Source organism: Pseudomonas sp. HP_08 (assembly GCF_055284095.1).
Genome location: NZ_JBTOQC010000025.1, coordinates 1 through 23,027 on the forward strand (window position 1 = coordinate 1; position 23,027 = coordinate 23,027).

Sequence of the window (23,027 nt, forward strand, 5' to 3'; positions counted from 1 at the left end):
TGCCCGCGACCGAGTGCGCAGCGCTCGCAAAATCTCGGAAACGCTGAAAATTTACGACTGCTAACGCAGCCGGTCGCGGGCAAGCGCGCTCCTACGGGTAATACGGGTAATACGGGTAATACGGGTAATACGGGTAATACGGGTAATACGGGTAATACGGGTAATACGGGTAAGTGGCGTAATCTGCGGCACGATCTACCAGCCCGCAGATCTTCTTCGTGTCGTAACGCGCGGTGTGTGGCGCCTTAGCCTTCGATCACTCGCGCATCACCGCGTGGTGCTTCATGCACCGCCGACCAGTTGGCCAGTTGCCCCAGCCGGCGTTCCAGTTCCAGCAACAGCCGGTTGCGGGTGTTGGTCACTTCCCGGCCGTTGAAAAAACCAGGCTCGTTCGTATAGATATCGAACGTCTGGTTGATCGTGGCCGGGTTCATGATGATGTGGTTCTGCCGCGAGCTGTGGTTGTACAGCGCCACCAGCTTGCCGGTCTGGTTGTCGGCCGGGCGCAGGAACAACAGGCTGACCTGTTGGCCTTCGCGGATGCGCACGTTGCTGTTGGCCAGTTGGAAGCAGGCTTCGGTGCCGTCGCGCAGCCTGACCCAGAACTCGTGTTCCTGCGTGTTATGGCTGCTGACATGCATCGATGAAGAACTGCCGCCCACGGAGCCGGTGCCATCAATCAGAAAACCGCCGCCTGAGCTGTGCGAGTGGCTGGCGTACAGGTGGGTCTGGTTACGTTTCTGGGTGTCGAGCACTTCGCCGCTGAGCACGAAAAAGCGCAGTTGCCGGTCGTAGTGGTTGAACGGCTCTTCGATGAAGTTGACGTCGTCGGGATTCAGGCTGATGTCGTACATGGTACGCACCATCTCTTCGCGCGCGGCCTTGTCGTGGCGGGCGCGTTCTTGCAGTTCGGCACGACGCACCTTGGCGTCGTCGATGGCCTTGAGCGCCTGGGCCTTGAGGATCGGGGTCTTTTCCTGGGCATAGGCCGAGGCTTTGCCGCTGGCTTCCTTGATCAGCGGTGCAGCCTTCTGCCCGGCTTCAATGGCCATGTCACGGGCCTTGTTCAGCGCCTGCGTGGCCTTGGCGGCCAGTTCCGGATTGGCGTCCACGGCCTTCTTTTTCAGGTCGTCCCAGAGACTCATTGAAGCTTCCTTTTTAGGGTCATTGATTCAGATACGCCATGCGTCCCGGCAGGTTTACGGCAACCCCAGCAACTGATTCAGGGCCTGGAACAAATCCTCGGCATTCACAGGCTTCTGCAGCACCAGGCTGCCGGGCAGGTCCAGGCCTTGCAGTTCGGCGTAGCCGGTCAGAAACACCACGGGCAATTGCGGGAAGCGTTCCCGTGCCGCGTGGGCCATTTGTGCGCCGTTGAAGCCGGGCATGGCGAAATCGGTGAGCAACAGGTCGATCTGTTCGTCGAGCAGGTCCAGCGCCTGTTCGCCGTTGCTGGCCTCGCGCACTTGAAAGCCCTGCACCCGGAGCATTTCGCCGACCAGATCGCGCACCGGCTCATCGTCGTCGACCAGCAGGATCAAACGGTTATCTCCGCTGGCAAACGCCAGGGCGGGGCGGGCGGATTGCTGTTGCTGCACAACGTGTACTGCGGGTGCCGGCTGCACGGCCGGCAGGTAAACGCTGACTTCAGTGCCGCGTCCTGGCGCGGTGTCGATGCTCACGCCGCCGCCCGATTGTTTGGCGAAGCCGAACACCTGGGCGAGACCCAGGCCTGAACCTTTGCCAATGTCTTTGGTGGTGAAGAAGGGCTCGAAGACCTTGGCCAGCACTTCATCGCTCATGCCGGAGCCGGTGTCGCGGATCGACAGCACCACGTAGTCGCCACATTCCGGATCTTCCGGGCGCCTGGGCGCGTCGCTGACGTGGATATTGCGTGTACGCAAGGTCAATTGCCCGCCGTCGGGCATGGCGTCGCGGGCGTTGATCGCCAGGTTGAGAATGATCATCTCGGTCTGGGTCGGGTCGGTCAGCGCTTGCCAGAGCTGTTCGTCCAGTTCCAGGCACACCCGGATGTTGCCGCCCAGGGTGCGGCGCAGTAATTCTTCAAGGCCACGCAGCGTGTCGTTAAGGTGCAGCGCGACCGGCTCCAGGCGCTGGCGCCGCGAGAACGCCAGCAACTGCGAGGTCAGCTTGGCGCCACGTTCGCCGGCTTCACGAATGTGTTTAAGGCGGCGCGTGGCTTTTTCCAGGTCCTGTTTGCTCAGGTCGCGTTCGAGAAAACTGGCGCCGGTGATGATTACCGTCAGCAGGTTGTTGAAGTCGTGGGCGACGCCGGCGGTGAGCTGTCCGACCGCTTCCAGGCGTTGCATCTGTTGCAGCGCCGCCTCGATGCGCTCGCGCTCGGCAATCTGGTCGCGCAGGCGCGTGTTGGCCTGCGCCAGTTCCTGGGTCGCTTCACGTTCGCTGGTGATATCGCGAGCCACGACATACAGCAAGGTGTCTTCGGGCACCACCACCCACGACAGCCAGCGCTGGCGGCCGCTGGCATGGCGAATACGCCCGGTGAAACGCACGCTGCTGTGGTTATGGGCCAGCACCGCGAGTTCGGCAAGCATGGCGTGACGGTCTTCGTCGGGCAGCAATTGCAGCAACGAAATCTGCGCCAGCTCCCGGCGACTGAAGCCCAGCGCCTGTTCCCAGGCCGGGTTGAGGGCGACCGGGGTCAGATCCTTGTTCAGCACGCCGAGCAAATCCTGAGACAACTCCCAGGAACGGTCGCGTTCGCGGGTGCGGCGTTCGACCCGTTCGCCGAGCATTTCATTGAGCTGCTTGAGCGCCAGCGTCGCCTGGCGCTGCTGGTGGATGTCCTGCATCACCCCGGAAAAGCGTACGCACTGGCCGTCGACGATGCGTGCCTGACCGCTGCTGAGCAGCCAGCGCGGTTCTTCGCCTGCGGTCAGGCAACGAAACTCCATCCGGTAGCGACCATCACTGTCGGGCGCCATGGCCTGCTCGACACCCTGGCGTACCTGAGGCAGGTCGTCGGGATGGATGCCGGCATAGAACATCTCAAGGCTCATTTCGGTGTCCGGCAGCAAACCGAACAAGGCCTTGGCACGATCGTCCCACAGCAGCAAATCTTCTTGTGGCCGGAAATCCCAGGTGCCCATGCCCGCGGCATCGATAGCGATGCGCGCACGGGCTTCGACATCGGCCAGGGCTTCTTCGGCACGACGCCGGCGTTGGCGCTCCTGGACTTCGGTCAAGGCGCGCTTGACCGCCTTGGGCAGCAACGACAGGTTCTTTTTCAGAATGTAGTCGGTGGCGCCCAGACGGATCATTTCTACGGCGTGTTCTTCGCCGTACACGCCGGACAGGAAGATGAACGGCGTGTCCGGTGCCAGTTTCTGAGCGATGACCAACACATCGCTGCCGCTGGAGCCGGGCAGCACGCAGTCACACAGGATGACGTCGAAGCGGTGTTCCTGCAGGGCCTGTTGTGCGCCGATATGGTCGTAGACCTGCCGGGCCTGGATCAGCATGTCGCCGCGTTCCAGGCGTAACAGGGTCAACTCGGCATCCATCGAGCTGTCTTCGACTATCAGTAGTTTTATCGGCTTGGACAACTTCCAGGCTCCGTCAGTTATTGCGTCGACGATTCAGACGCAACGACCCCGGTGGAGGTTCATTAAGCACGGCCCAGAAAATGCCAAGATCGGAAATGGCGGTCACAAATTCCTTGAATTCCACGGGTTTGACCACGTAGGCGTTGACGCCCAGCTCATAGGCGCGCAGCAGATCGGGCTCTTCGCGCGAAGAGGTCAGCATGACCGTGGGAATACTGCGCAGCTCCGGCGTTTCGCGCACCACCTTGAGCACTTCGAGGCCATCGACCTTGGGCAGCTTGAGGTCGAGCAGCAAGACGGCAGGGTTACCATCGTCGCGGGTGGCGAAGGCGTTGCGGCGCAGCAGGTAGTCCAGCGCGTCGGCACCGTCGCGCATGACGATGACTTCGTTGGCCAACTGGCTGCGCTCCAGCGCGACAAGCGTCAACTCCAGATCCCTGGGGTTGTCTTCGACCAACAGAATGGGTTTAAGCATGTTCAACAACTTCCGTCATTCAGGTGAAATGTGGCGGGGGAGGGCAAAATAAAACGTGGCACCCCGGTCAATCTGGCCTTCGGCCCAGACCCGACCGTCATGGCGCTCAATGATACGCCGGACACTGGCCAGGCCAATACCGGTGCCTTCGAAATCTTCCATCCGGTGCAGGCGCTGGAAAACCCCGAACAGCTTGTTGGCGTAGGCCATGTCGAACCCCACGCCGTTGTCGCGGATATACACCACGGTTTCATCTTTACCTTGGTGCGCCCCGATCTCGATGCGCGCAGGCGTGCGGCCGCGGGTGTACTTGATGGCATTGCCGATCAGGTTGTTAAGGGCCAGATTGATAAAGGCCGGGTCGCCGATCAGCTTGGGCAATGTGGCGATGTCCCAGACAATCTCGCGGCCTTCATAGTCGGGCGCAAGGTCGGCGCGGATGGTTTCGACCAGCGCATTGAGGTCGACATCGGACATGCGCAGCGCCGAACGGCCCATTTGCGAAAAATTCAGCAGGTTATCGACCAGCGTGCCGGCAAAGCGCGCCGCATCTTCTATGTGCTTCAAAAAGCGCAGGCCGCGCTCGGACAGCACTTCACCTTCGATTTCGGTGAGCAATTCGGTGTAGCCGGCAATGTGCCGCAAGGGCGCGCGCAGGTCGTGGGACACGCTGTAGGAGAACGCTTCCAGCTCTTTGTTGGAGCGTTGCAGCTCACCGGTCAGTTGCGCCAGCTCTTCAGCCTTGCGCAGCACAATGCCCAGCACGGCGTTGCGCAGTTCAATCACCCCGTCGATCACCCAAGGGTGCCAGGGCGCCGCATAGCCGCGCACTTCCTGCTGCCAGCTTTCGAAACTGTGCCGCGGGCTGAGGCTGCCCTGCGTGTCGATATCCTTCGCAGGGCGCCCGGCCCAGTTGACCGTGCGCGCCTGCTCCGGGCGGAACCAGACAAGGTAGTGCGAGTGGATCTGGGAAATGGCCACCGCCAGCACGCCGCCACAGTGGCGGGCCAGCTCCGGCAGGTCTTCGATGTCGCGCTGTACCTGGTCGGTATGGAAAACCGTCTCGTCGCTGCGATATGACAGCCAGTGCACCAGGGCATTGACCATCGACTCGGGCGGCGTATTGCCGATCAGTTCGCAGCGTTCGGCAGAAATGATCGCCGCGCCCTGGGCATCGGCAAACGCCAGCAGCACGTTGGGCAGTTGCAGCAGGCCGTCGCTGACACTGTCGTGGTCGGCCATCGAGGACAGCATTTGCACGATGCGCTGGCGCTGATCGAGCAACTGGCGGGTGTTGGCATGCGACTCGTGCGACTCGATCTGCAGCGACAAGACGCTGCTGAGCAACTCGCAGGCGGTGCGGGTCTTGAAGTCGACCGGGTGCGGTTGATCGTGGTGGCACGAAATCAGCCCCCACAGCTTGCCGCCGACCACGATCGACAGCGACATTGAGGCCTGCGTGCCCATGTTGCGCATGTATTGCAGGTGCACCGGCGAGACGCTGCGCAGCGAAGTGAACGTCATGTCCAGCGGCTTGCCGGTGCGCGGGTTGAGGGCCGGCACCAGGGGCGAGGGCTGGTAATCGGCATTCTGGATCAGGCGGATACGATTGATCCGGTACAGCTCGCGCGCCTGATTGGGAATATCGGAGGCCGGAAAACTCAGGCCCAGGTATTGCGGGTAACCGGGATCGGCCTCTTCGGCCAGCACCAGGCCATTGCCATCGGTATCGAAACGATACGCCTTGACCCGGCCGAAACCGGTGATGTCCTTGATCTGCCGGATCGAGCTTTGCAGCAGTTCTTCGATGCTCGACAGTTGTTGCAGGCTGCTGACGAACGTGCGCACCAACGGGTAGAAATCGCCGCGTATGGAACCGCGCTCGTTGCTGGCCGGCTCGAATTCGACGATCAGCACCTGATCATGCCGGTGCACCAGCACGGTCATGCGCTGCTCGGTTCGCGGCCCTTGGCGCAGATGGACGTCGCCGATATGAAAAGGGAAGATTTCCTCATCGGGCAGGTAGCGCAAGTGCTGGTTCAGGTCGAAGCCATCATCGAACAGTGCTGCAAAATCACTGCCGGGCAACTCGGCCGCCGCCACGCCCAGCCACTGCCCGGCATTTTCGCTGGCCTGCAGGATGTGCAGGCTCGCCTCATCGACCACCAGCACAAAGCCATGTGGCTGGATGCTGCCTGGAATCTGGATCGGCTCCTGGCTGCAGCGCTCGATGGCTTGAGTCAAGGCAGTATCGGCAGTAGACAAGAGAGATTCCCCTGGAAGGTCTGTTCTATCGAGGCCCCAGGATCAGGCACAGGATTTGTGTAACGCACGGTATCAGAAAGTTGCCTGCATTGGCATGCGGGGGATACACCTCCGCACACCAAAACCTCAGTCCAGGTCCGCCGCCTCATGCCGCTCGGCAACCTGGCTGGCTTCATCGCCCCAGGTGCGATTCACCCGCTGGCCACGCACCACCGCCGGACGCTCGGCGATCTGTTGGGCCCAGCGCTGCACATGGGTGTATTCATGCACCGCCAGAAACTCGCCGGCCGAGTACAGGTTGCCGCGCACCAGTTGCCCGTACCACGGCCACACCGCGATGTCGGCGATGGTGTAGCTGTCGCCGGCCAGGTAATCGTTTTCGGCCAGGCGCCGGTCGAGCACATCCAGTTGGCGTTTGGCTTCCATGGTGAAGCGGTTGATCGGGTATTCCAGTTTCTCTGGCGCATAGGCATAGAAATGCCCGAAGCCGCCGCCCAGATAAGGCGCCGCGCCCATTTGCCAGAACAGCCAGTTCAGGGTTTCTGCGCGACCGGCCGGGTCCTTGGGGATGAAGTCGCCGAACTTTTCTGCCAGGTACAACAGGATCGAGCCTGACTCGAACAGGCGGATCGGCGGCTCTACGCTGCGGTCCAGCAATGCCGGGATCTTGGAGTTGGGGTTGATGTCGACGAAGCCGCTGGAGAACTGCTCGCCCTCACCAATGCGGATCAGCCAGGCGTCGTATTCGGCGCCGGTGTGCCCGAGCGCGAGCAACTCTTCGAGCAGAATGGTGACCTTCACACCATTGGGGGTGGCCAGCGAGTGCAATTGCAGCGGGTGTTTACCGACCGGCAGGGTTTTTTCATGGGTCGGCCCGGCTACAGGGCGGTTGATGCTGGCGAAGTTGCCGCCGGACGGCGCCTGGTGCGTCCATACCTTGGGCGGAACATAAGCGGTGTCGGTCATGCCGGAAAATCTCCTGGATTTCGCTGCGCTGATTCGGTGAGCACAGCGGGACTGTATTCAAGGGGTCAGGTCAAAATCAGGCCGTATGTCGGTCTGGACAGGTGCCCATCATGGCTCAGGTGGCCAGTAATGTGCACGCCTTGTCTGGCAACGCTATACCTGAGAGACCAAGACTGATGGCAACGCCACCTTGCTGGATGCACCAGAAGAAATCATAATGAAAATCAATCCTATCTAGGTTGCCGGCTTTTGCAGGTCATTGATTTGTCTTGGCATCGCAGCGTAAGGGGTTCGTTCTATCCGCCAAGAGGTGCTGTAGATGCTAAATCGCGACAAGGGATGGACACGTCTGGCCGCGGGAGCGGTATTGGCGGTGATGGCGTTGATCGTGACGATTCCGGCGCAGGCCCAGGACAAATTCAAGGTGGTCACCACCTTCACCGTGATCGCCGACATGGCGCGTAATGTGGCTGGCGATGCCGCCACGGTGGAGTCGATCACCAAGCCGGGCGCCGAAATTCATAACTATTCCCCGACACCTGGCGACCTGCGCCGCGCCCAGGGCGCACAGCTGATTTTGTGGAACGGCCTGAACCTTGAACTGTGGTTCGAGAAGTTTTTCCAGAACCTCAAGGATGTGCCCAGCGTCGTGGTCTCCAACGGCATCGCGCCGATGAGCATTGGAGAGGGGCCTTATACCGGCAAGCCTAACCCGCATGCCTGGATGTCATCGGCCAATGCGCTGATTTATGTCGATAACATCCGCGACGCCTTCATTCAGTACGACCCGGCCAACAGCGAGGCGTACCGCCGTAATGCCGAAGACTACAAGGCCCGCCTGCAGGCCGCTCTCACGCCATTGCGTGCGCAACTGCAACAGATTGCGCCGGACAAACGCTGGCTGGTCACCAGTGAAGGGGCGTTTTCCTATCTGGCCCGCGACCTGGAGCTTAAAGAGCTGTACCTGTGGCCGATCAACGCCGACCAGCAAGGCACGCCGCAACAGGTGCGCAAAGTCATCGACGCGGTACGCGAAAACAAGATAGCCACCGTGTTCAGCGAAAGCACGGTGTCGGATAAACCGGCCCGCCAGGTTGCCCGCGAGACCGGCGCGCATTACGGTGGCGTCTTGTATGTCGACTCGCTGAGCGAGCCCGATGGTCCGGTACCCACCTACATTGACCTGCTGCGTGTCACCACCGAAACCCTGACCAAAGGGTTGCAGGCTGGACAGACCCCATGACTGATTCGACGCTTGCCCGCGCACCTGAAGCGCTGTCCGCACACGGCATTGAAGTCACTGATGTAACGGTGACTTACCGCAATGGCCACACGGCCTTGCGCGACGCCAGCTTTCACATTCCGGCCGGCACCATCACTGCACTGGTCGGAGTCAACGGTGCCGGCAAATCCACCTTGTTCAAGGCGTTGATGGGCTTTGTCGGCCTGGCCAAGGGCGATATCCGCGTGCTCGGCATGTCGGTGCGCGAGGTGCTCAAGCGTAACCTGGTCGCCTATGTGCCGCAGGCCGAAGAGGTCGACTGGAGTTTTCCGGTGCTGGTCGAAGACGTGGTGATGATGGGCCGTTATGGCCACATGGGCATGCTGCGCATTGCCCGCAAGGACGACAGAACCGCCGTGGCCGCTGCCTTGGCGCGAGTGGGCATGACCGAGCTGGCCAAGCGGCAGATCGGCGAGTTGTCCGGCGGGCAGAAAAAGCGCGTGTTCCTGGCCCGTGCCCTGGCCCAGGATGGCCGGGTGATCCTGCTGGACGAGCCGTTCACCGGCGTCGACGTCAACACCGAAGACCAGATCATCACCCTGTTGCGTGAGCTGCGCGACGAGGGCCGGGTAATGCTGGTGTCGACCCATAACCTGGGTTCGGTGCCGGAATTCTGCGACCGCACGGTGCTGGTGAAAAACACCGTGCTGGCCTACGGGCTGACCGAAGAGGTGTTTACCCAAGGCAATCTGGAACAGGCCTTCGGCGGCGTGCTGCGGCACTTCATGATCAACCACGCGATTGGCGATGAGAGCCAGCGCGTCGGCATCTTTACCGACGACGAGCGCCCGCTGGTGATCCGCGACGGCATTGCCTCCCGGCGCGATGGAGCGTCCAAACCGTGATGGCCGGCCTGCTCGATCCTTTCACTTACGAATACATGCGCAACGCCATGTGGGTCTCGGCCCTGGTCGGCGGCGTGTGTGCCTTTCTGTCGTGCTACCTGATGCTGCGCGGCTGGTCGCTGATCGGCGATGCGCTGTCGCACTCGATCGTGCCCGGCGTGGCCGGCGCCTACATGCTCGGCCTGCCGTTCTCGATCGGGGCGTTCTTTTCCGGCGGGCTGGCGGCGGCCTGCATGCTGTTTCTCAACCAGCGCAGCAAGCTCAAGGAGGATGTGATCATCGGCCTGATCTTCACCTCGTTCTTTGGCCTTGGGCTGTTCATGGTCTCGCTGTCGCCGACCTCGGTGAACATCCAGACCATCGTGCAAGGCAACATTCTGGCGATCAGCCCCACCGACACCCTGCAACTGGTGATCATCGGCGTGGTGTCGCTGCTGATCCTGCTCGCCAAATGGAAGGATTTGATGGTGACCTTCTTCGATGAAAGCCATGCCCGCTCCATCGGCCTGAACCCGACGCTGCTCAAGGGAATTTTCTTCACCTTGCTGTCGGCCTGCACGGTGGCGGCCTTGCAGACTGTCGGCGCCTTTCTGGTGATCTGCATGGTGATTACCCCGGGCGCCACCGCTTATCTGCTGACCGACCGCTTCGAGCGGTTGCTGATCATCGCGGTCAGCATCGGCGCGCTGACCAGCTTCAGCGGTGCCTACCTCAGCTACTTTCTCGACGGCGCCACCGGCGGCATCATCGTCGTGTTGCAGACGCTGATCTTTTTGACCGCATTCTTTCTGGCGCCCAAGCACGGCATGCTCGCCTCGCGCCGGCGCGGCAAGGCCGCTCTGGACGTGACGCCATGAGCCTGTTTGAAACCCTGCTTGGCCCGTTTCAGTTCGACTTCATGGTCAACGCCATGATCGTTGCGGTGCTGGTGTCACTGCCGATGGCGCTGCTCTCATGCTTTCTGGTGCTGCGCGGCTGGGCGCTGATGGGGGATGCGGTGTCGCACGCGGTGTTTCCCGGCGTGGTGATTGCCTACATCATCAACATTCCCTACGCCATCGGCGCCTTCGTGGCCGGCATGTGTTGCGCGATTGCCTCGGGCTTTCTCAAGGACAACAGCCGCATCAAGCAAGACACGGTGATGGGCGTGGTCTACTCGGGCATGTTCGGTCTGGGGCTGGTGCTGTATGTGAAGATCGAGTCCAGCGTGCACCTGGACCACATTCTGTTCGGCGACATCCTCGGCGTTGGCCTTGAGGACATTCTGGGCTCGGCAGCGATTGCCGCGCTGACCCTGCTGGTCATCGGCCTGAAATGGAAAGACCTGCTGCTGCACGCCTTTGATCCCGCGCACGCCTGGGCGGTCGGGCTGCGGGTCAAGCTGTTGCACTACGGCTTGCTCAGCTTGATTTCGCTGACCATCGTCGGTGCCCTCAAGGCGGCGGGGATCATCCTGGCCATCTCGCTGCTGATCGCTCCCGGCGCCATTGCGCTGCTGCTGACCCGCACCTTCAAGGCCATGTTGCTGATGGCCATGGCGATCAGCGTTGCGGCGGCATTTCTCGGTGTCTACCTGTCGTTCTTCATCGACAGCGCGCCGGCGCCGACCATCGTCATGCTCTACACGATCCTGTTCATCGGCGCGTTCATTCGCACCACCGTGCAGCAGTCGCGCAGCGCCAACACCGTTTAGCTGATCAGGATCACCGCCAGCGGCACCGAGACCAGCGCCATAAGCGTGCTGGCCATCACCGCCATGGCGGCTTTTTCCGGGTGCACGCCGAGGTTATTGGCAATCAGCACGGTGTTGCTGGCCATCGGTGTCGACAGCATCAGTGCCACCACCGCCAGCGTGGTGGCCGGCAGGTCGAGCAACCAATAGCAGACCAGCCCGCCGAACAGCGGGTAGGCCAGGTGCTTCCAGCCCAGGGCAAAGGCAATGAACTTCCAGTCGATTTCCAGGCGGCGAAAGCTCGACAGGGTAATGCCGATGGCCATCATCCCCAACACGCTGTAGGCCCCTTTGAAAGTATCCAGCCCGCTGATCAGGATCGGGCTGATCGTAACGCCAAAGGTCTTCAGGCCCATGGCTGCCACCGCCGCATACAGGATCGGCAGGCGCGCGATGCGCAGCAGGCATTCACGCGCGGTCATCACGCCACGGGCAACAATAAAATAGCCCACGGTGAACTCGTACAGCGCGCAGCCAATGATGATGAAGATACCGATGGCGACCTGCGGCGGGGCAAACAGGGCAAAGATGATCGGCAGGGCGAAATAACCGGTATTGCCGGTGCCGCCGGCAAAGCCCAGCAGGTTGGCGCGGGCGTCCTTCCAGAACAACCGGGCACTGAGCAACGCCAGCACGCCGGCGCTGGAGGCCACCAGGTAGGTGACCAGCGAATAGCTCAGGTACGACCAGTCGGCGGGCGACAGGTAAATGGCCTGGAAAATGGCCACCGGTGAAATCACATAAATCAGCAGCGTGGCCAGGTCCTGGGCCTTGATTTGCAACAGCCGGCCCGCCACATAGCCCAGGCTGGCGATGCCGATCTGCAACATGACGCGGGTGAGAATCTCGAACTCCATGGATGCCTCCATTCCTGTTGTCGTGTCATACGGCGGGCACTGTGCCGCCTCACTCACCGCTTGCGCAACAACAGCACGAAAAACACCCCGCCCAGCGCCGCCGTGGCAATCCCGATCGGCAGGTCCTGCGGTGCGATCAGGGTGCGCGCCGCGACATCGACCCAGACCAGAAACAGCGCGCCGAGCAGGGCGCTGACCGGGATCAGGCGCCGGTGCTCGGCGCCCACCAGATAGCGCGCGATGTGCGGCAGCATCAGCCCGACAAAGCCGATGGCGCCGGACAACGACACCAGCACGCCGGTCAGCAAGGAGGTGCAGATAAACACCTGCCAGCGCACCGTGCGGGTATCGAAGCCCAGGCTCACGGCGGTCTGTTCGCCGCTCATCAAGGCATTCAGCGGGCGGGCGAGGGTGTGCAACGCACACCCGCCGGCGAGCACGCACACGGCCGGCAAAGCGAGCATGTCCCAGCGCGCCAGGCCCAGGCCGCCGAGCATCCAGAACATCACCGAACCCGCCGCATGCGGGTCGCCGATGTACAGCAGCAGGTTGGCCACCGCCATCAGCACAAACGACACCGCGACGCCGGCCAGCAGCAGCCGATCACTTTCCAGCCGACCTTGCCGGCTGGCCAGGCCCAGCACCAGCACCATGCTGCCCAGCGCCCCGATGAACGCCGCCAGCGGCAGGCTCAAGGCACCGGCAAAATGGCCCAGGTACATCACCACCAACACCGCGCCCAGGGCGGCGCCGGAACTGACGCCCAGCAAATGCGGGTCGGCCAGCGGGTTGCGCGTCACCGCCTGCAAGGCCGTGCCGACCATCGCCAGCCCGGCGCCAACCAGTGCGCCGAGCACCACGCGCGGGGCACGGATCAGCCAGACGATCTGCTCCTGACCCAGGCTCCACGAAGCGCTGACGGCAAAGCCCAGTTGCTTGAGCACGATACCGCCCACTTGTGTCGGCGACAGGCGGGCGGGGCCGAAACCCAGCGCCAGCAGGCACGACAGCACCAGCAATGCCAGCAGCAAAACAATCAACAGCCGATAGCGGGTTACACCGATCACCGGCTCGCCTCGGCAAACGCTTGCGGATGCAGCGCACGGGCAAGATTTTCCAGCGCCTGGGCGTTATGCAGCGAAGGCGTGGCCTGGATATAACTCAGCACCGCAAAGCGTTTGTGCTTGATGGCCTCGACGCTTTGCAGCGCCGGCTGCTGGAGCAGAAAGTCGCGTTTGGCCTGCCACGAGGTCGGGCCGTAGTCGACGATCACGATCACCTGCGGGTTGCGCTCGACCACGCTTTCCCAATTGACCGTGATCCAGCTGCCTTGCACATCATCCATCACGTTATGCCCGCCGGCGCCTTGGATCAGCGCCTGGGGCATGCCCAGCCTGCCTGAGGTCATCGGCCGGTCTTCGCCGCTGTCATAGAGAAACACTCGCGGGCGCGTGGGGTCAGCGCCCAGCGCGGCCTGTACCTGTTGCACCCGCTGTTGCGTCTGCTCGATCAACGCCTGCGCGCGATCCTCGACAGAAAAGATCCGCCCCAGATTGCCCAGATCGTTGTACAGATCGCCAAAACTGGCTTCACGCTGGTTCATGACGAACGAGCACGATTCGCTCAACTCGTACACCGCAATGCCGAACGGCGCCAGGGTTTGCGGGGTAACCGGACCACCGACGCGCATGCCGTAGTTCCAGCCGGCGAAGTACAGGTCGGCGCCGACATCCAGCAGGTTCTCGACCGAAGGATGACGCGGGGCGATCTCCGGCAAACCGGCCAGTTTCGCCCGCAGCCCGGGCTCGATGGTTTTCCAGCCGCTGATGCCGGTAAAGCCGGCCATGCGCTCGCGCAGGCCCAGCGCCAACAGCATGTCGGTCATGTTCAGGTCGTGGCTGACCACACGCTGCGGCGCTTTATTGAACGTCACCTCACGCTCGCAACTGCGCACCGTCAGCGGGTAATCGCTGGCCTGGGCAACACTGCCGCCCGCCAGCGCCACCAGACAACACAACCGTAGGAGCGAGCGTAAAGCTCGCGAAGAGGCCCGCATGACCCACGTATTTTTATCGTCTGACCAGCAGTATTCGCGAGCTTCACGCTCGCTCCTGCGGTTGTGATTTTTCAATGAGGAAAGAGACGCTCGAATCATCGGGTTATCCAGGTAATACGTGGATGAGGGGCCAGCGGATGGGTATCGACCAGCGCTTCGACGCCGAACACTTCCAGCAACAACGACGCAGTCAGCACCTCGGTGGGCGTGCCGCTGGCGACCAGTCGACCGTCCTTCAACACATACAGCCGGTCGCAGAAGGCCGCCGCCAGATTGAGGTCATGAAAACTGGCCAGCGTGGCGAGCTTGAGGCGCCGCAACAGTTGCAGCAGCTCCAGTTGATAACGCGGGTCGAGGTGATTGGTCGGCTCGTCGAGAATCAGCAGCTCGGGCTGCTGCACCAGCGCCCGGGCCAGCAGCACGCGCTGCTTTTCACCGCCCGACAGGCTGGCGAACAGGCGCTCGCCATGCGCATGCAGGCCGGTGCGTTGCAGCGCCTCGCTGACGAGGCTCTGGTCGGCGGCAGTTTCACCGTCGAACAGGCCCTTGTGCGGCGCGCGCCCCAGATTCACCACGTCGAGCACGCGCAGGCCGAAGTCCTGGGGAAATTCCTGCTGCACCACGGCAATGCGCCGGGCGCTCCAGCGCGCTGACTGTTGCCACAGATCCTGACCATCCAGCCGTACGTGCCCGGCACTCGGCTGGCTGAAGCGCCAGGCGCAGTGCAGCAGGCTGGTCTTGCCGCTGCCGTTGGGACCGATCAGGCCGACAAACTCGTTGTTGCCGACCTGCAGGTCGATACCCGCCAGGCGAAACTGGCGGGTCGAACCCCATTCAAGACCGTCGAGGGTCAGCATCAGAAGCTGTAGTCGGCGGTGACGAACAACGAGCGCGGCTGGCCCATTAGCCATTGCTGAGCGGTGTTCTGCGCGGTGGCCGCATAACGCCGGTCGAACAGGTTGTACAGTTGCAGGCCCAGGCTGACATCGGGCAGCACCTGCCAGTCGAGGTTGGCATCGACCACCGTGTAGCCCGGCACCTGAGCGGTATTGGCGGTGTTGGCATAGCGGGCATCGACGTAACGCAGGCCGACGCCGGCGTCCAGTTGCTCGGTGACGGCCTTGTTCAGCCACAGGTTGGCGGTACGCCTTGGCACATCGCTGGGGCGATTGCCGGCCCGCGAAACCACCTGGCCATTGACCACTTCATTGAAGTCATCGTATTCGGCACGCACCACCGAGGCGTTGGCGGCGACCTGCCAGCCATGCCCCAGTTGCAGGTCGAGGCTGGCTTCCAGGCCATCGGAAGACTGCTGACCAACTTGTTGGCTCAGGCGCGTGACCGGGTCGAGGGTCAGTACCTTTTTCTTGACGATGTGATAGGCCGCCAGCGTCCACTCGCCACGGCCGTCCCAGAACTGCTGCTTCAAGCCGAACTCGGTCTGCTTCGCCTCGGTCAGGTCCATCTGTTGCTGGGTCGGGTTGAGGGTGATCAGGTTGCTGATCCCGTCTTCGCTGGTCGAATACTGGCCATACAGCGACAGTTGATCGGTGACTGCGAACACCAGGCCGGCGCGCCAGTTGCCGCCGCTCAGGCTGCGATCGCTGCGGGTGCCGGCGCGTTGGTCGCTGCGATCAAGGTGATTCTGGTCGCGGCGAATGCCGGTCACCAGCGACCAGCGCTCGGACAATTGCAGGCGGTTTTCAGCAAACAGGGCGAAGGTGCGGGTCTGGGTATCGGCCAGCGGCTGGTAGGGCGACTGGCTCTGGAAATACGCCGGCGCCGGTTGCCACGGGTCGATGAAGTCGCCGCCGACATCGTTGTACGGCGAGTTATTGCCGACCTCGAAACGGATCTTGTTGTACTCGGTGCCGACCACGGTGCGGCTGTCCAGGCCGAACAGCGAATGCTGGAAGGTGAAGGTCTGGCGGTCGCCGATCTGTTCCTGGTCGTGTTTGATTTCCAGGTAGTCGCTGCGCAGTAACCGATTGCGACTGCTGTCCCAGGTGTAGGCCTCGGCATTGCGCCAGTGACGGCGGCTCTTGATCCAGTACAACTGGTTGCTGGCACTGACGGCATCGTTGATCTGCCAGTCGGTGTTGAGCCGGGTCCACTCGTCGTTGTAGCGCTGAACGGCGTTGCGGATGTTGTAGTTCTCGTCACGCAGGCTGTCACGGTAGCGGCCATCGATCAGCGGCGTGCCGAAATACGCCGCTGGCTCGCTGTCGCCGCGCTCGTGGGCGAAGGTAAAACTCAGGCTGTCCGTGGCTTGCCAGCGCAGCGCGGTACTGATGGCATTGCTGCGCGAGTCGCCATGGTCGACCCAGCCGTTGCTTTGCTGCTGGTTGAGGGTCAGGCGATAACTCAGGCTGTCGCTCAGCGAGCCGCCGCTGTCCAGCGCGGTCTGCTGGCGATCGTACGAGCCATAGCCGACGCGCAGGCGATTGCGGATCGCGCCGTCGAAGGGTTTTTTCGACACCACATTGATCGTCGCGCCCGTGGCGCCTTCACCGTACAAGACCGACGCCGGACCGTTGAGCACATCGATGTGATCGACCATCCAGGTGTCGACCGGAAAGGTCTGGGTGCCGAAACCGGTGTACAGCCGCGAGCCGTCGAACAGGGTCATCACCGACTCATGGCCGGTGAAGCCTCGCGCCGACAGCGCGGTGTTGCCATTGCCGGGTGCAGCGATGCTGGAAATGCCCGGTGCGCGGCTGACCGCTTCCTGCACGCTCTGGTTATTGCGCTGTTCGATGGTCTTGCTGTCGATGCGGCTGACGCTGGCCGGGGTCTGCAAGGACGTCAGGGCAAGCCGCGAGCCGGTGGCCTGTGGTGTGTTCAGGGGGCTGGTGGTGTGTTCGGCGACCTCGTTGACGCTGGTGGCCGGCAAGGTAAGCGCCGACTCTGCGCCTGGGGCGGCGGCAGAAAAAGTCAGCAGGGGCAGCAGGCTCAGTTGCAGCGAGCGTTGCAGGTGCAAAGGGGAGAAACGGGACATGCTATTCCAACTCGATCAGGAAAGAATGAACCCGGAGGGAATAACGCATAGGGAATCGCACGCACAGGCGCACGAGTACCGGCCTGCGCCCGCCCACCGCGGGAATTGCCAAGCGAGTGTGATAGTGGAGCCTCACACGTGGGCTTCAGGCCGGTCTCCGGGCTTGCGAGGATCATGAAACCTTCACCTTCCCATGCTGACGCACAGTGGTCTGTCGAAGGGTTCGCTCGCTTACCGTTGCGGGGGCAGCGCCGGACTAATCACTTGAGGTGACGCACCGGCTTCCCGTTTCACCCCATGCACGGCGGCATGGGGCACCTGAAACTGGGGCGGCATATGACCACCGATCAGGGGCTGCGTCAATACGTGGTGGGTCTGGCCATGACCAGTTGAATCTCGACCCGGCGGTTCAAGGCGCTGCCTGGATCGATGCCCGGTTTTGGCCGCGAGTCGCCGTAGCCGGCCACCACCACGCGCATCGCCTGCTGTGCATCGAGCGTCTGCACCAGCAGCTTGCGTGCTTCGCGGGCACGGGCCGCCGACAGCGTGTAGTTGTCGTCGTACACCGTGCAAAAGCGCGCAAAGTCGGTGACCGGACGCGCCACCGGCAGGTTATCGGTATGGCCCTCGACCAGCACCTGTGCCTGCGCCGAGTCCTGAATGAACGCCGCGATGCGCACGCTCAGCTTGCCTAGCACCGCGCGGGTGGCCGGGGTGATGCAGGCACTGCCACGGGCGAAGGCGTCATCGGGCAAGGTCAGGCGGCGGTTGGCAATGTCGATCTCGACCAGCGTGGCTTCGCCGGTGCGTTCAAGATCGGCCTTCATCTCCGTCAGCAAGGCGTTCAAGCCCTGGCTGCGCGCGGCCTCAGTGGCCTGTTGCTCGGCTTTGCTGGCGGCTTCACCCACCTTGTTCTGCAACACCGAGACCACCAGCATCAGCATGATCACCGCCATGACCCCGGCCATCAGGTCCGAGATGGACACCCATTCATTGGGTTTGTCTTTCATGCCGGGTCACGCAGGTTAAGCGTCTCGATTTTATCGGCGAGCCCATTCACGCTGCCTGCAATCGTATCGACCGATTCCTGCAATTGCGCCGTCGCCGCATGCCATTGCTGCACCACCTGCTCGGTGCGCTCATCCAGGCTGGCCAGTGAGCGGTTGCCATCGCCGGCCTGGGTGCCGAGGGTCATTAACTGCTTGATCAGAATGCCGTGATGCCCCTGGGCCTGTTGCGCCAGTTGCCGCTCCAGCGACTGCAATTCATCCAGCTGCAGCGTGGCACGTTCGGCACGGTGGTCGAGGCTGTCCAGCGACAGGTTGCTCTCTTCGGTCAGGGTGGCCAGTGTCGCCAGATGACTGATCAGCAGATCATGCTGTTCCTGCGCTTGCGGATTCTGCTGCCCGGCCAGAATCGTGAGCTGCTCAAGCTGCTGCCCGGAGGCCGCTGCCTGTCGATCGAGACTGGCCAGAGAATGATTGCCTTCGCCGATCTGGTTGCTCAGCGCGGTGAATTGCTCGACCAGCGCTTCATGCTGGCCTTGGGTCTGCTTGGCCATCTGCATGTTCAGCAGCTTGAGTCCCTTGAATTCCCCGGCCAGCAACTGCGATTGCGCATTGATCGCCTGCACCAGCCGCTCACCGACCCGCTCCAGCGCTTCGCGGGCCTGGCGATCGCGTGCGTCGCTGTGCTCACGCAGCGCGGTGCGGTTGTGGTCCATGGCCTGCTTCATTTGCCGCACGCACCAGTCGGTGCGGCGGCTGTCGGCGGACCAGCGCGACGCCTCCCAGAGCTTGAGCACGATGAAGGCGATGATGCCCCAGGTCGAGGTTTTGAACTTCGAGCCCAGGTCTTTCATCATCCCGGTCAGTTGCGACAGCGAATCGCTCATGGCATTGAGCGAATCGGCGCTGCCTTGCAGCACGCCCGAGGCCTTGTCCAGCGCCATGCCCAGGCCTAGAAAAGTGCCCAGCAGGCCGAAAATCAGCAGCAGCCCCGGCATATTGCCGACGATGCGCTCGGGCAGCGAGGCCAGGGCGTGGCTCAGTTCACTGATCGAGCCATGCTCCAGGTCAAGCGCACCTTTTTTGGCGCCGCCTTTCCAGTTGCGCTCCCAGGTGGAAATACGCCCGGATATTTCAGCGCTGATCAAGGACGCCAGCATGCCGCCCACGATCAGGGTAAAAAAGGTCAGTTCCAGCGCACTGTCCGGCGACGGCACCAGAAAATGAATGAATTCTCCGCTCATGCGGCCACCTTGCTCTGCTCGAGGGTGTTGGAGAGACGTCCCATTACCTGCGCTCCTGTGATGAATGCCAAATAGCCTGCGTGCGGTATTGGCACGTTGCGCAATTGAGAGGGTAACCAGACGGTATCGGACGATGGGGCGGGATCTTTAGGAAAAACACCCGGCACCCAGCCATGAGAGCACGGCCTCAAACAAGGCCCCTCTGACGATGAGCCTGTTCGCTGTGTCCTCGCGGTGAGCCTGAAGTCAACGAGTGCCCGGAACAGTCAGCAGGGCTCTATTGCGCGCATCACTGCCCAGCCACCTGCAAAGCCACCTCATCCCGGCCCTCATCCTGAGCGCTGACAACCCGGTTACGCCCATTCTGCTTGGCGCTGTAACTGGCAAGGTCTGCACGACGCAGTAACGCTTCTGCGCTCAGGCCGGGCGTCCAGCTGGCGACGCCGAAACTGGCGGTGACACGCCCGGCAACCGCAATCTCGTGATTGGCCAGCGACTCACACAGTGCATTGGCCAATTGCTCGGCGCTTTCGTGTGAAGTGAACGGACCCAGAATCGCCAGTTCTTCGCCGCCGATTCGACAGAACACATCGCTACTGCGCAGGCGCAGGCCAATCAAGGCGCAGACCTGCTTCAGCACGTTATCGCCCACCTCATGGCCGAATCGGTCATTGATGGATTTGAAGTGATCCAGGTCGAACAGAATCAACGAGAACGGGGCGGCGTAGCGCTCTGCGGTGTCAACCTTCTGTTGCAGCGAAGTAACGAAGTGACGGCGGTTATAGATACCGGTCAATTCATCGGTGATGGCCTGAATGCGCAGTTTTTCTTCGCGGTCCTTGAGTTCGGTAATGTCGCTGAACGAGCCATACCAGACGAACGTCTGATCCGGCTGACGCTCGGCATGGGCATCGCCGCGCAGCCAGCGCAGGCCTTTGGTGGGCAGCACTACACGGAAATCACACATCCAGCCTTCGCCGGTGGTGACCGACTTTATTGTCACGTCGCGGATCAGCGGCAGGTCTTCGGGATGAATACGCTGAAACAACGGGTTGCCGACAAAGTTGACGCCCATCACATCGTCAGCCTTCAGCTCGAAAAGATCTTCGATGCCAGGGCTGCAAAATGAAAAGTAACCGTCGCCCGGTGCTCGCAAGTGGTACTGGTACAGCATGTTCGGAATGTTTTGCGTCAGCAGCGTCAACAGCGCCTTGCTTTCCTTGAGGCGATTGAGCAACTCGATACGTTCGCTGACATCGATGATCACGCTGATGTGTTCGACGTCGCCACTGTTGGCATCACTGAACCGGGCGTGGCGCAACTCTCCGGTGAACTGGCTACCGTCCTTGCGTCGATAAGTCCATTCGGTGGCTTTACTGATTCCGTTCTCGTCGCTTGAGAGTCTGCAAACCAGGTGCTTGTCGCTTAGCGCCAGCAGTGCAGGATCGGTCAGCGGTTGCCGGCGCGCATCGATCTGCTCTTTGACATGCAGCCTCTCGACGTTATTGCAGCCGAGCATTTCTTCACGGCTAAAACCAAACAACGCCTGGGCGCCGTCGCTGAACAACTGGATCCGGCCTTGTGTGTCGGTGGTGATCACCGCGACCTGGGTCGCGGCATTGATCAGATTGGTTAATCGAGCGTTCAGGAAACTGATCTGCTTTTTCCGTGCAATCAACTCATTGAACTGCGCTTGCGACTGTTGCCGACGGTGGCGCGTCGAGGTACAGAGTGCAAACAACAGCAGCGTCTGGGCGATCAAGGCAACTTCTACATAGCCATGGGCGGGCATCGGGTTGGGCAGCCAGATCAATGTGGCCGTGACGCACACGCTCAGGACAAGACAAAGCGACAGCCCAAGCAAGAAACCGTCGCCTTTGAAACGCTGGATAGGAGAGTTCATACACACCTGCACAGTGAAGCGCGGGAGGCGCTCTTGCCCTGCTTGATTGTGTGGGATTATCTCCAAATACAAGCGAATAGCCAGTAGGTCAAACGTTTCAGCTTGCCTATTTTATTGCTGGATATGGCAATTTATGGAGAAATGCCCAAGCCTTACGAACCCATGTCCCACCATCTTCAAGGTGACGATTATTGGAGTAGAAAAAATTCTGACCCAGCCCTCACGTCTCACCGCCGTCTCTGACCAATCGATTTAGACGTGCATCAACCAAATGCAGACTGGGAAAAACCACGATCAACGCCAATCCGGGCGCGTTCTGCACCGGTTCAAACATCTGAATCTGTTGATTGACCTTGTCAGCCAACACACCATATTTTGTATCTATGGATGGTTTGTATGGGGACAGGGCCAAGCCATAGCACTGGTCCTATTGTTAGGAGCTAAGTCATGATAGCGATTTTTTTCGGCTTTTAAGCTTGCTCGACTTGGCTGTGATAATAGCGGCCTACCCTTACACAAAAGAAGGGTAGAAATTTACAGTATGGTGCAGGCGCATAGATGCTGGGCCAGGCGAGTAGATTCCAAGTGGTATATGTGCTCCACAGTTTTTTACTGTTTTTTCGGGTTCGGGATGTGTCTTGGCAGAAGTTACCCAGCTTATAGCTGGGGTAGAGTAAAATTTTCTACTGAATATTACATGTCTCCAAATAGATGGGGTTGAGAGAGTAAATAAATTTGCTGGGTTGTATGGTGTGTCGGCAGGTTTCTATTATGGGGTAGCAGGATACGTATCCATGACTCAGGCAGTTGTAGCAATAAATGTTAGTTTTAGGCTGGGTTATAAGGGGGCAATCTTGGTCCTGAAAATAATGTTAGGGCTTAAGGTGCTGTATGTGGTGCTATTTTTCTGTGGGATGGTGTATTGGTTCAAAGGGTTGAGCTTCCCCAGAGGTAGTTATATTCCATTGTCTGTACTGCGTTCAGAGTCAAATAAAATATTGCCGGAGCAAGGTGCTGCACTTGTCATTGATTTTAAGGGGTATAAAGGTTTTTCAGAAATTATTTCGAAGCATTACGCATCATCGTTGGTTTCTGATGAGGTTTTGGCTCACTATAAGACGGAACTTGAATCCAGTGGGTGGCGCTTTTTAAATATGACATATGCAGATGGCTATGTTTTTTGTAAGGAAAGACTCCGTGCTACTCTTTTTTTAAGTCGAGAGGTGAAGTTTATTATTCTTCAGTTTCTTCAATTCTAAAACAATAGCTGGTTATATGAATGATAAGTGATGGGGGGTTCTATACGTAAGCCGCTAATTTTTACGGGTAAAGATATTGTGGATTCGTTTTTAAAAAGTAGAATTCAAAAAACGCAGGGGGTTCTTGGGTATGTAGCAAGCCCTGGTATTGTCTGAGAATATAGGTTTCACAGGGCTGAAAATTGTGTTGCGACCACGCTGATCTTTCACGAGGGACCGAAGAGTTCTTCCGAATATTCATAGCGGTTTACATCTTCAAAAACCGGTGAGCTGCCGGAAGCTGATCAAAAAAATTATCGTCGTAACAAACAAGATAATGCGCCCTTGTACCTGAGCGCGTAAAACAAATTCAGCACTTCTCAGTTTTTCAGGTGTATACCCAAATACTGCTTTAAAATACCAGCACCACATTCGGTTCGCTGCTGCATAATCCAAGACTTTCTTGGGGAAAAAGGCCATGAACGCTGACAGCCCAATGCCCCACACTATCATGGCCAGTAAAATAATATTCATGCCGTGTGCCTCTTTGCTTCAAGCGTGCTCTCAGAAAT

General features: G+C 60.4%; 19 protein-coding genes and 1 riboswitch. Of the genes, 5 read left to right on the top strand and 14 right to left on the bottom strand.

Features of this window, described 5'->3' with window-relative positions; all coding sequences use genetic code 11:
* Positions 1–245: 245 nt before the first annotated feature.
* From ACYAS9_RS21200 to yghU, 5 genes are all read right to left on the bottom strand, one after another.
* Positions 246–1,145: a hypothetical protein gene (locus ACYAS9_RS21200; protein WP_463570271.1), complete on the bottom strand. Its 900-nt coding sequence runs from the start codon at positions 1,143–1,145 to the stop codon at positions 246–248.
* 54 nt (positions 1,146–1,199) lie between these two features.
* Positions 1,200–3,587 carry a hybrid sensor histidine kinase/response regulator gene (locus tag ACYAS9_RS21205; RefSeq protein ID WP_463570272.1) on the bottom strand — a complete coding sequence of 796 codons (2,388 nt, stop codon included), beginning with the start codon at positions 3,585–3,587 and terminating at the stop codon, positions 1,200–1,202.
* 13 nt (positions 3,588–3,600) lie between these two features.
* A complete protein-coding gene (locus ACYAS9_RS21210) occupies positions 3,601–4,062 on the bottom strand; it encodes a response regulator (RefSeq protein ID WP_463570273.1) in 462 nt (153 codons plus the stop codon).
* A 15-nt stretch (positions 4,063–4,077) separates the two neighbouring features.
* Positions 4,078–6,327, bottom strand: a complete 2,250-nt coding sequence (locus ACYAS9_RS21215; protein WP_463570274.1) for an ATP-binding protein — start codon at positions 6,325–6,327, stop codon at positions 4,078–4,080.
* Between the two features lie 126 nt (positions 6,328–6,453).
* A complete protein-coding gene (gene yghU / locus ACYAS9_RS21220; protein WP_463570275.1) occupies positions 6,454–7,293 on the bottom strand; it encodes a glutathione-dependent disulfide-bond oxidoreductase in 840 nt (279 codons plus the stop codon).
* 319 nt (positions 7,294–7,612) lie between these two features.
* On the opposite strand from yghU, the gene ACYAS9_RS21225 reads away from it, so the two are divergent.
* Genes ACYAS9_RS21225 through ACYAS9_RS21240 form a run of 4 tightly spaced genes read left to right on the top strand, consistent with a single transcriptional unit; the run spans position 7,613 to position 11,113 of the window.
* Positions 7,613–8,536 carry a metal ABC transporter substrate-binding protein gene (locus tag ACYAS9_RS21225; protein ID WP_463570276.1) on the top strand — a complete coding sequence of 308 codons (924 nt, stop codon included), beginning with the start codon at positions 7,613–7,615 and terminating at the stop codon, positions 8,534–8,536.
* Complete coding sequence (locus tag ACYAS9_RS21230; protein ID WP_463570277.1) at positions 8,533–9,420, top strand: manganese/iron ABC transporter ATP-binding protein; 888 nt, start codon at positions 8,533–8,535, stop codon at positions 9,418–9,420. The genes ACYAS9_RS21225 and ACYAS9_RS21230 overlap by 4 nt, the downstream gene beginning before the upstream one ends.
* A complete protein-coding gene (locus ACYAS9_RS21235; RefSeq protein ID WP_463570309.1) occupies positions 9,420–10,277 on the top strand; it encodes a metal ABC transporter permease in 858 nt (285 codons plus the stop codon). Before ACYAS9_RS21230 ends, ACYAS9_RS21235 begins: the two co-directional genes overlap by 1 nt.
* Positions 10,274–11,113, top strand: coding sequence for a metal ABC transporter permease (locus ACYAS9_RS21240; RefSeq protein ID WP_463570278.1), 840 nt, complete (start codon positions 10,274–10,276; stop codon positions 11,111–11,113). Before ACYAS9_RS21235 ends, ACYAS9_RS21240 begins: the two co-directional genes overlap by 4 nt.
* On the opposite strand, the gene ACYAS9_RS21245 is transcribed toward ACYAS9_RS21240, so the two are convergent.
* The 8 genes from ACYAS9_RS21245 to ACYAS9_RS21280 all read right to left on the bottom strand — a co-directional run bounded on the left by ACYAS9_RS21245 (position 11,110) and on the right by ACYAS9_RS21280 (position 21,217).
* A complete protein-coding gene (locus tag ACYAS9_RS21245; protein ID WP_463570279.1) occupies positions 11,110–12,009 on the bottom strand; it encodes an AEC family transporter in 900 nt (299 codons plus the stop codon). The two genes, ACYAS9_RS21240 and ACYAS9_RS21245, sit on opposite strands and share 4 nt — an antisense overlap.
* Positions 12,010–12,062: 53 nt before the next feature.
* Positions 12,063–13,076, bottom strand: coding sequence for a FecCD family ABC transporter permease (locus tag ACYAS9_RS21250; RefSeq protein WP_463570280.1), 1,014 nt, complete (start codon positions 13,074–13,076; stop codon positions 12,063–12,065).
* A complete protein-coding gene (locus tag ACYAS9_RS21255) occupies positions 13,073–14,065 on the bottom strand; it encodes an ABC transporter substrate-binding protein (protein WP_463570281.1) in 993 nt (330 codons plus the stop codon). The genes ACYAS9_RS21250 and ACYAS9_RS21255 overlap by 4 nt, the downstream gene beginning before the upstream one ends.
* 95 nt (positions 14,066–14,160) lie before the next feature.
* Positions 14,161–14,922 carry an ABC transporter ATP-binding protein gene (locus tag ACYAS9_RS21260; RefSeq protein WP_463570282.1) on the bottom strand — a complete coding sequence of 254 codons (762 nt, stop codon included), beginning with the start codon at positions 14,920–14,922 and terminating at the stop codon, positions 14,161–14,163.
* Complete coding sequence (locus tag ACYAS9_RS21265; protein WP_463570283.1) at positions 14,922–17,063, bottom strand: TonB-dependent receptor; 2,142 nt, start codon at positions 17,061–17,063, stop codon at positions 14,922–14,924. Before ACYAS9_RS21265 ends, ACYAS9_RS21260 begins: the two co-directional genes overlap by 1 nt.
* Positions 17,064–17,194: 131 nt before the next feature.
* Positions 17,195–17,400, bottom strand: a riboswitch (cobalamin riboswitch).
* Between the two features lie 22 nt (positions 17,401–17,422).
* Positions 17,423–18,073, bottom strand: a complete 651-nt coding sequence (locus ACYAS9_RS21270; protein WP_463570284.1) for an OmpA/MotB family protein — start codon at positions 18,071–18,073, stop codon at positions 17,423–17,425.
* A complete protein-coding gene (locus tag ACYAS9_RS21275; RefSeq protein WP_463570285.1) occupies positions 18,070–19,314 on the bottom strand; it encodes a hypothetical protein in 1,245 nt (414 codons plus the stop codon). The genes ACYAS9_RS21270 and ACYAS9_RS21275 overlap by 4 nt, the downstream gene beginning before the upstream one ends.
* A 289-nt stretch (positions 19,315–19,603) precedes the next feature.
* On the bottom strand, positions 19,604–21,217 hold the full coding sequence (locus tag ACYAS9_RS21280; RefSeq protein WP_463570286.1) for a sensor domain-containing diguanylate cyclase: 1,614 nt from the start codon (positions 21,215–21,217) through the stop codon (positions 19,604–19,606).
* A gap of 794 nt (positions 21,218–22,011) precedes the next feature.
* Here ACYAS9_RS21280 and ACYAS9_RS21285 point away from each other — a divergent pair.
* A complete protein-coding gene (locus ACYAS9_RS21285; RefSeq protein WP_463570287.1) occupies positions 22,012–22,476 on the top strand; it encodes a hypothetical protein in 465 nt (154 codons plus the stop codon).
* A gap of 255 nt (positions 22,477–22,731) precedes the next feature.
* Here the strand turns inward: ACYAS9_RS21285 and ACYAS9_RS21290 are convergent, their stop codons facing one another.
* Entirely contained in the window at positions 22,732–22,989 is a 258-nt protein-coding gene (locus ACYAS9_RS21290) for a hypothetical protein (protein ID WP_463570288.1), read from the bottom strand.
* Positions 22,990–23,027: the final 38 nt, after the last annotated feature.

Bases quoted from the DNA above. Each gene is read 5' to 3' on its own strand.
- ACYAS9_RS21200 (WP_463570271.1), bottom strand. From the start codon at position 1,145: ATGAGTCTCTGGGACGACCTGAAAAAGAAGGCCGTGGACGCCAATCCG.
- ACYAS9_RS21210 (WP_463570273.1), bottom strand. From the start codon at position 4,062: ATGCTTAAACCCATTCTGTTGGTCGAAGACAACCCCAGGGATCTGGAG.
- yghU (WP_463570275.1), bottom strand. From the start codon at position 7,293: ATGACCGACACCGCTTATGTTCCGCCCAAGGTATGGACGCACCAGGCG.
- ACYAS9_RS21225 (WP_463570276.1), top strand. From the start codon at position 7,613: ATGCTAAATCGCGACAAGGGATGGACACGTCTGGCCGCGGGAGCGGTA.
- ACYAS9_RS21230 (WP_463570277.1), top strand. From the start codon at position 8,533: ATGACTGATTCGACGCTTGCCCGCGCACCTGAAGCGCTGTCCGCACAC.
- ACYAS9_RS21235 (WP_463570309.1), top strand. From the start codon at position 9,420: ATGGCCGGCCTGCTCGATCCTTTCACTTACGAATACATGCGCAACGCC.
- ACYAS9_RS21240 (WP_463570278.1), top strand. From the start codon at position 10,274: ATGAGCCTGTTTGAAACCCTGCTTGGCCCGTTTCAGTTCGACTTCATG.
- ACYAS9_RS21245 (WP_463570279.1), bottom strand. From the start codon at position 12,009: ATGGAGTTCGAGATTCTCACCCGCGTCATGTTGCAGATCGGCATCGCC.
- ACYAS9_RS21255 (WP_463570281.1), bottom strand. From the start codon at position 14,065: ATGCGGGCCTCTTCGCGAGCTTTACGCTCGCTCCTACGGTTGTGTTGT.
- ACYAS9_RS21260 (WP_463570282.1), bottom strand. From the start codon at position 14,922: ATGCTGACCCTCGACGGTCTTGAATGGGGTTCGACCCGCCAGTTTCGC.
- ACYAS9_RS21265 (WP_463570283.1), bottom strand. From the start codon at position 17,063: ATGTCCCGTTTCTCCCCTTTGCACCTGCAACGCTCGCTGCAACTGAGC.
- ACYAS9_RS21270 (WP_463570284.1), bottom strand. From the start codon at position 18,073: ATGAAAGACAAACCCAATGAATGGGTGTCCATCTCGGACCTGATGGCC.
- ACYAS9_RS21275 (WP_463570285.1), bottom strand. From the start codon at position 19,314: ATGAGCGGAGAATTCATTCATTTTCTGGTGCCGTCGCCGGACAGTGCG.
- ACYAS9_RS21280 (WP_463570286.1), bottom strand. From the start codon at position 21,217: ATGAACTCTCCTATCCAGCGTTTCAAAGGCGACGGTTTCTTGCTTGGG.
- ACYAS9_RS21285 (WP_463570287.1), top strand. From the start codon at position 22,012: ATGACTCAGGCAGTTGTAGCAATAAATGTTAGTTTTAGGCTGGGTTAT.
- ACYAS9_RS21290 (WP_463570288.1), bottom strand. From the start codon at position 22,989: ATGAATATTATTTTACTGGCCATGATAGTGTGGGGCATTGGGCTGTCA.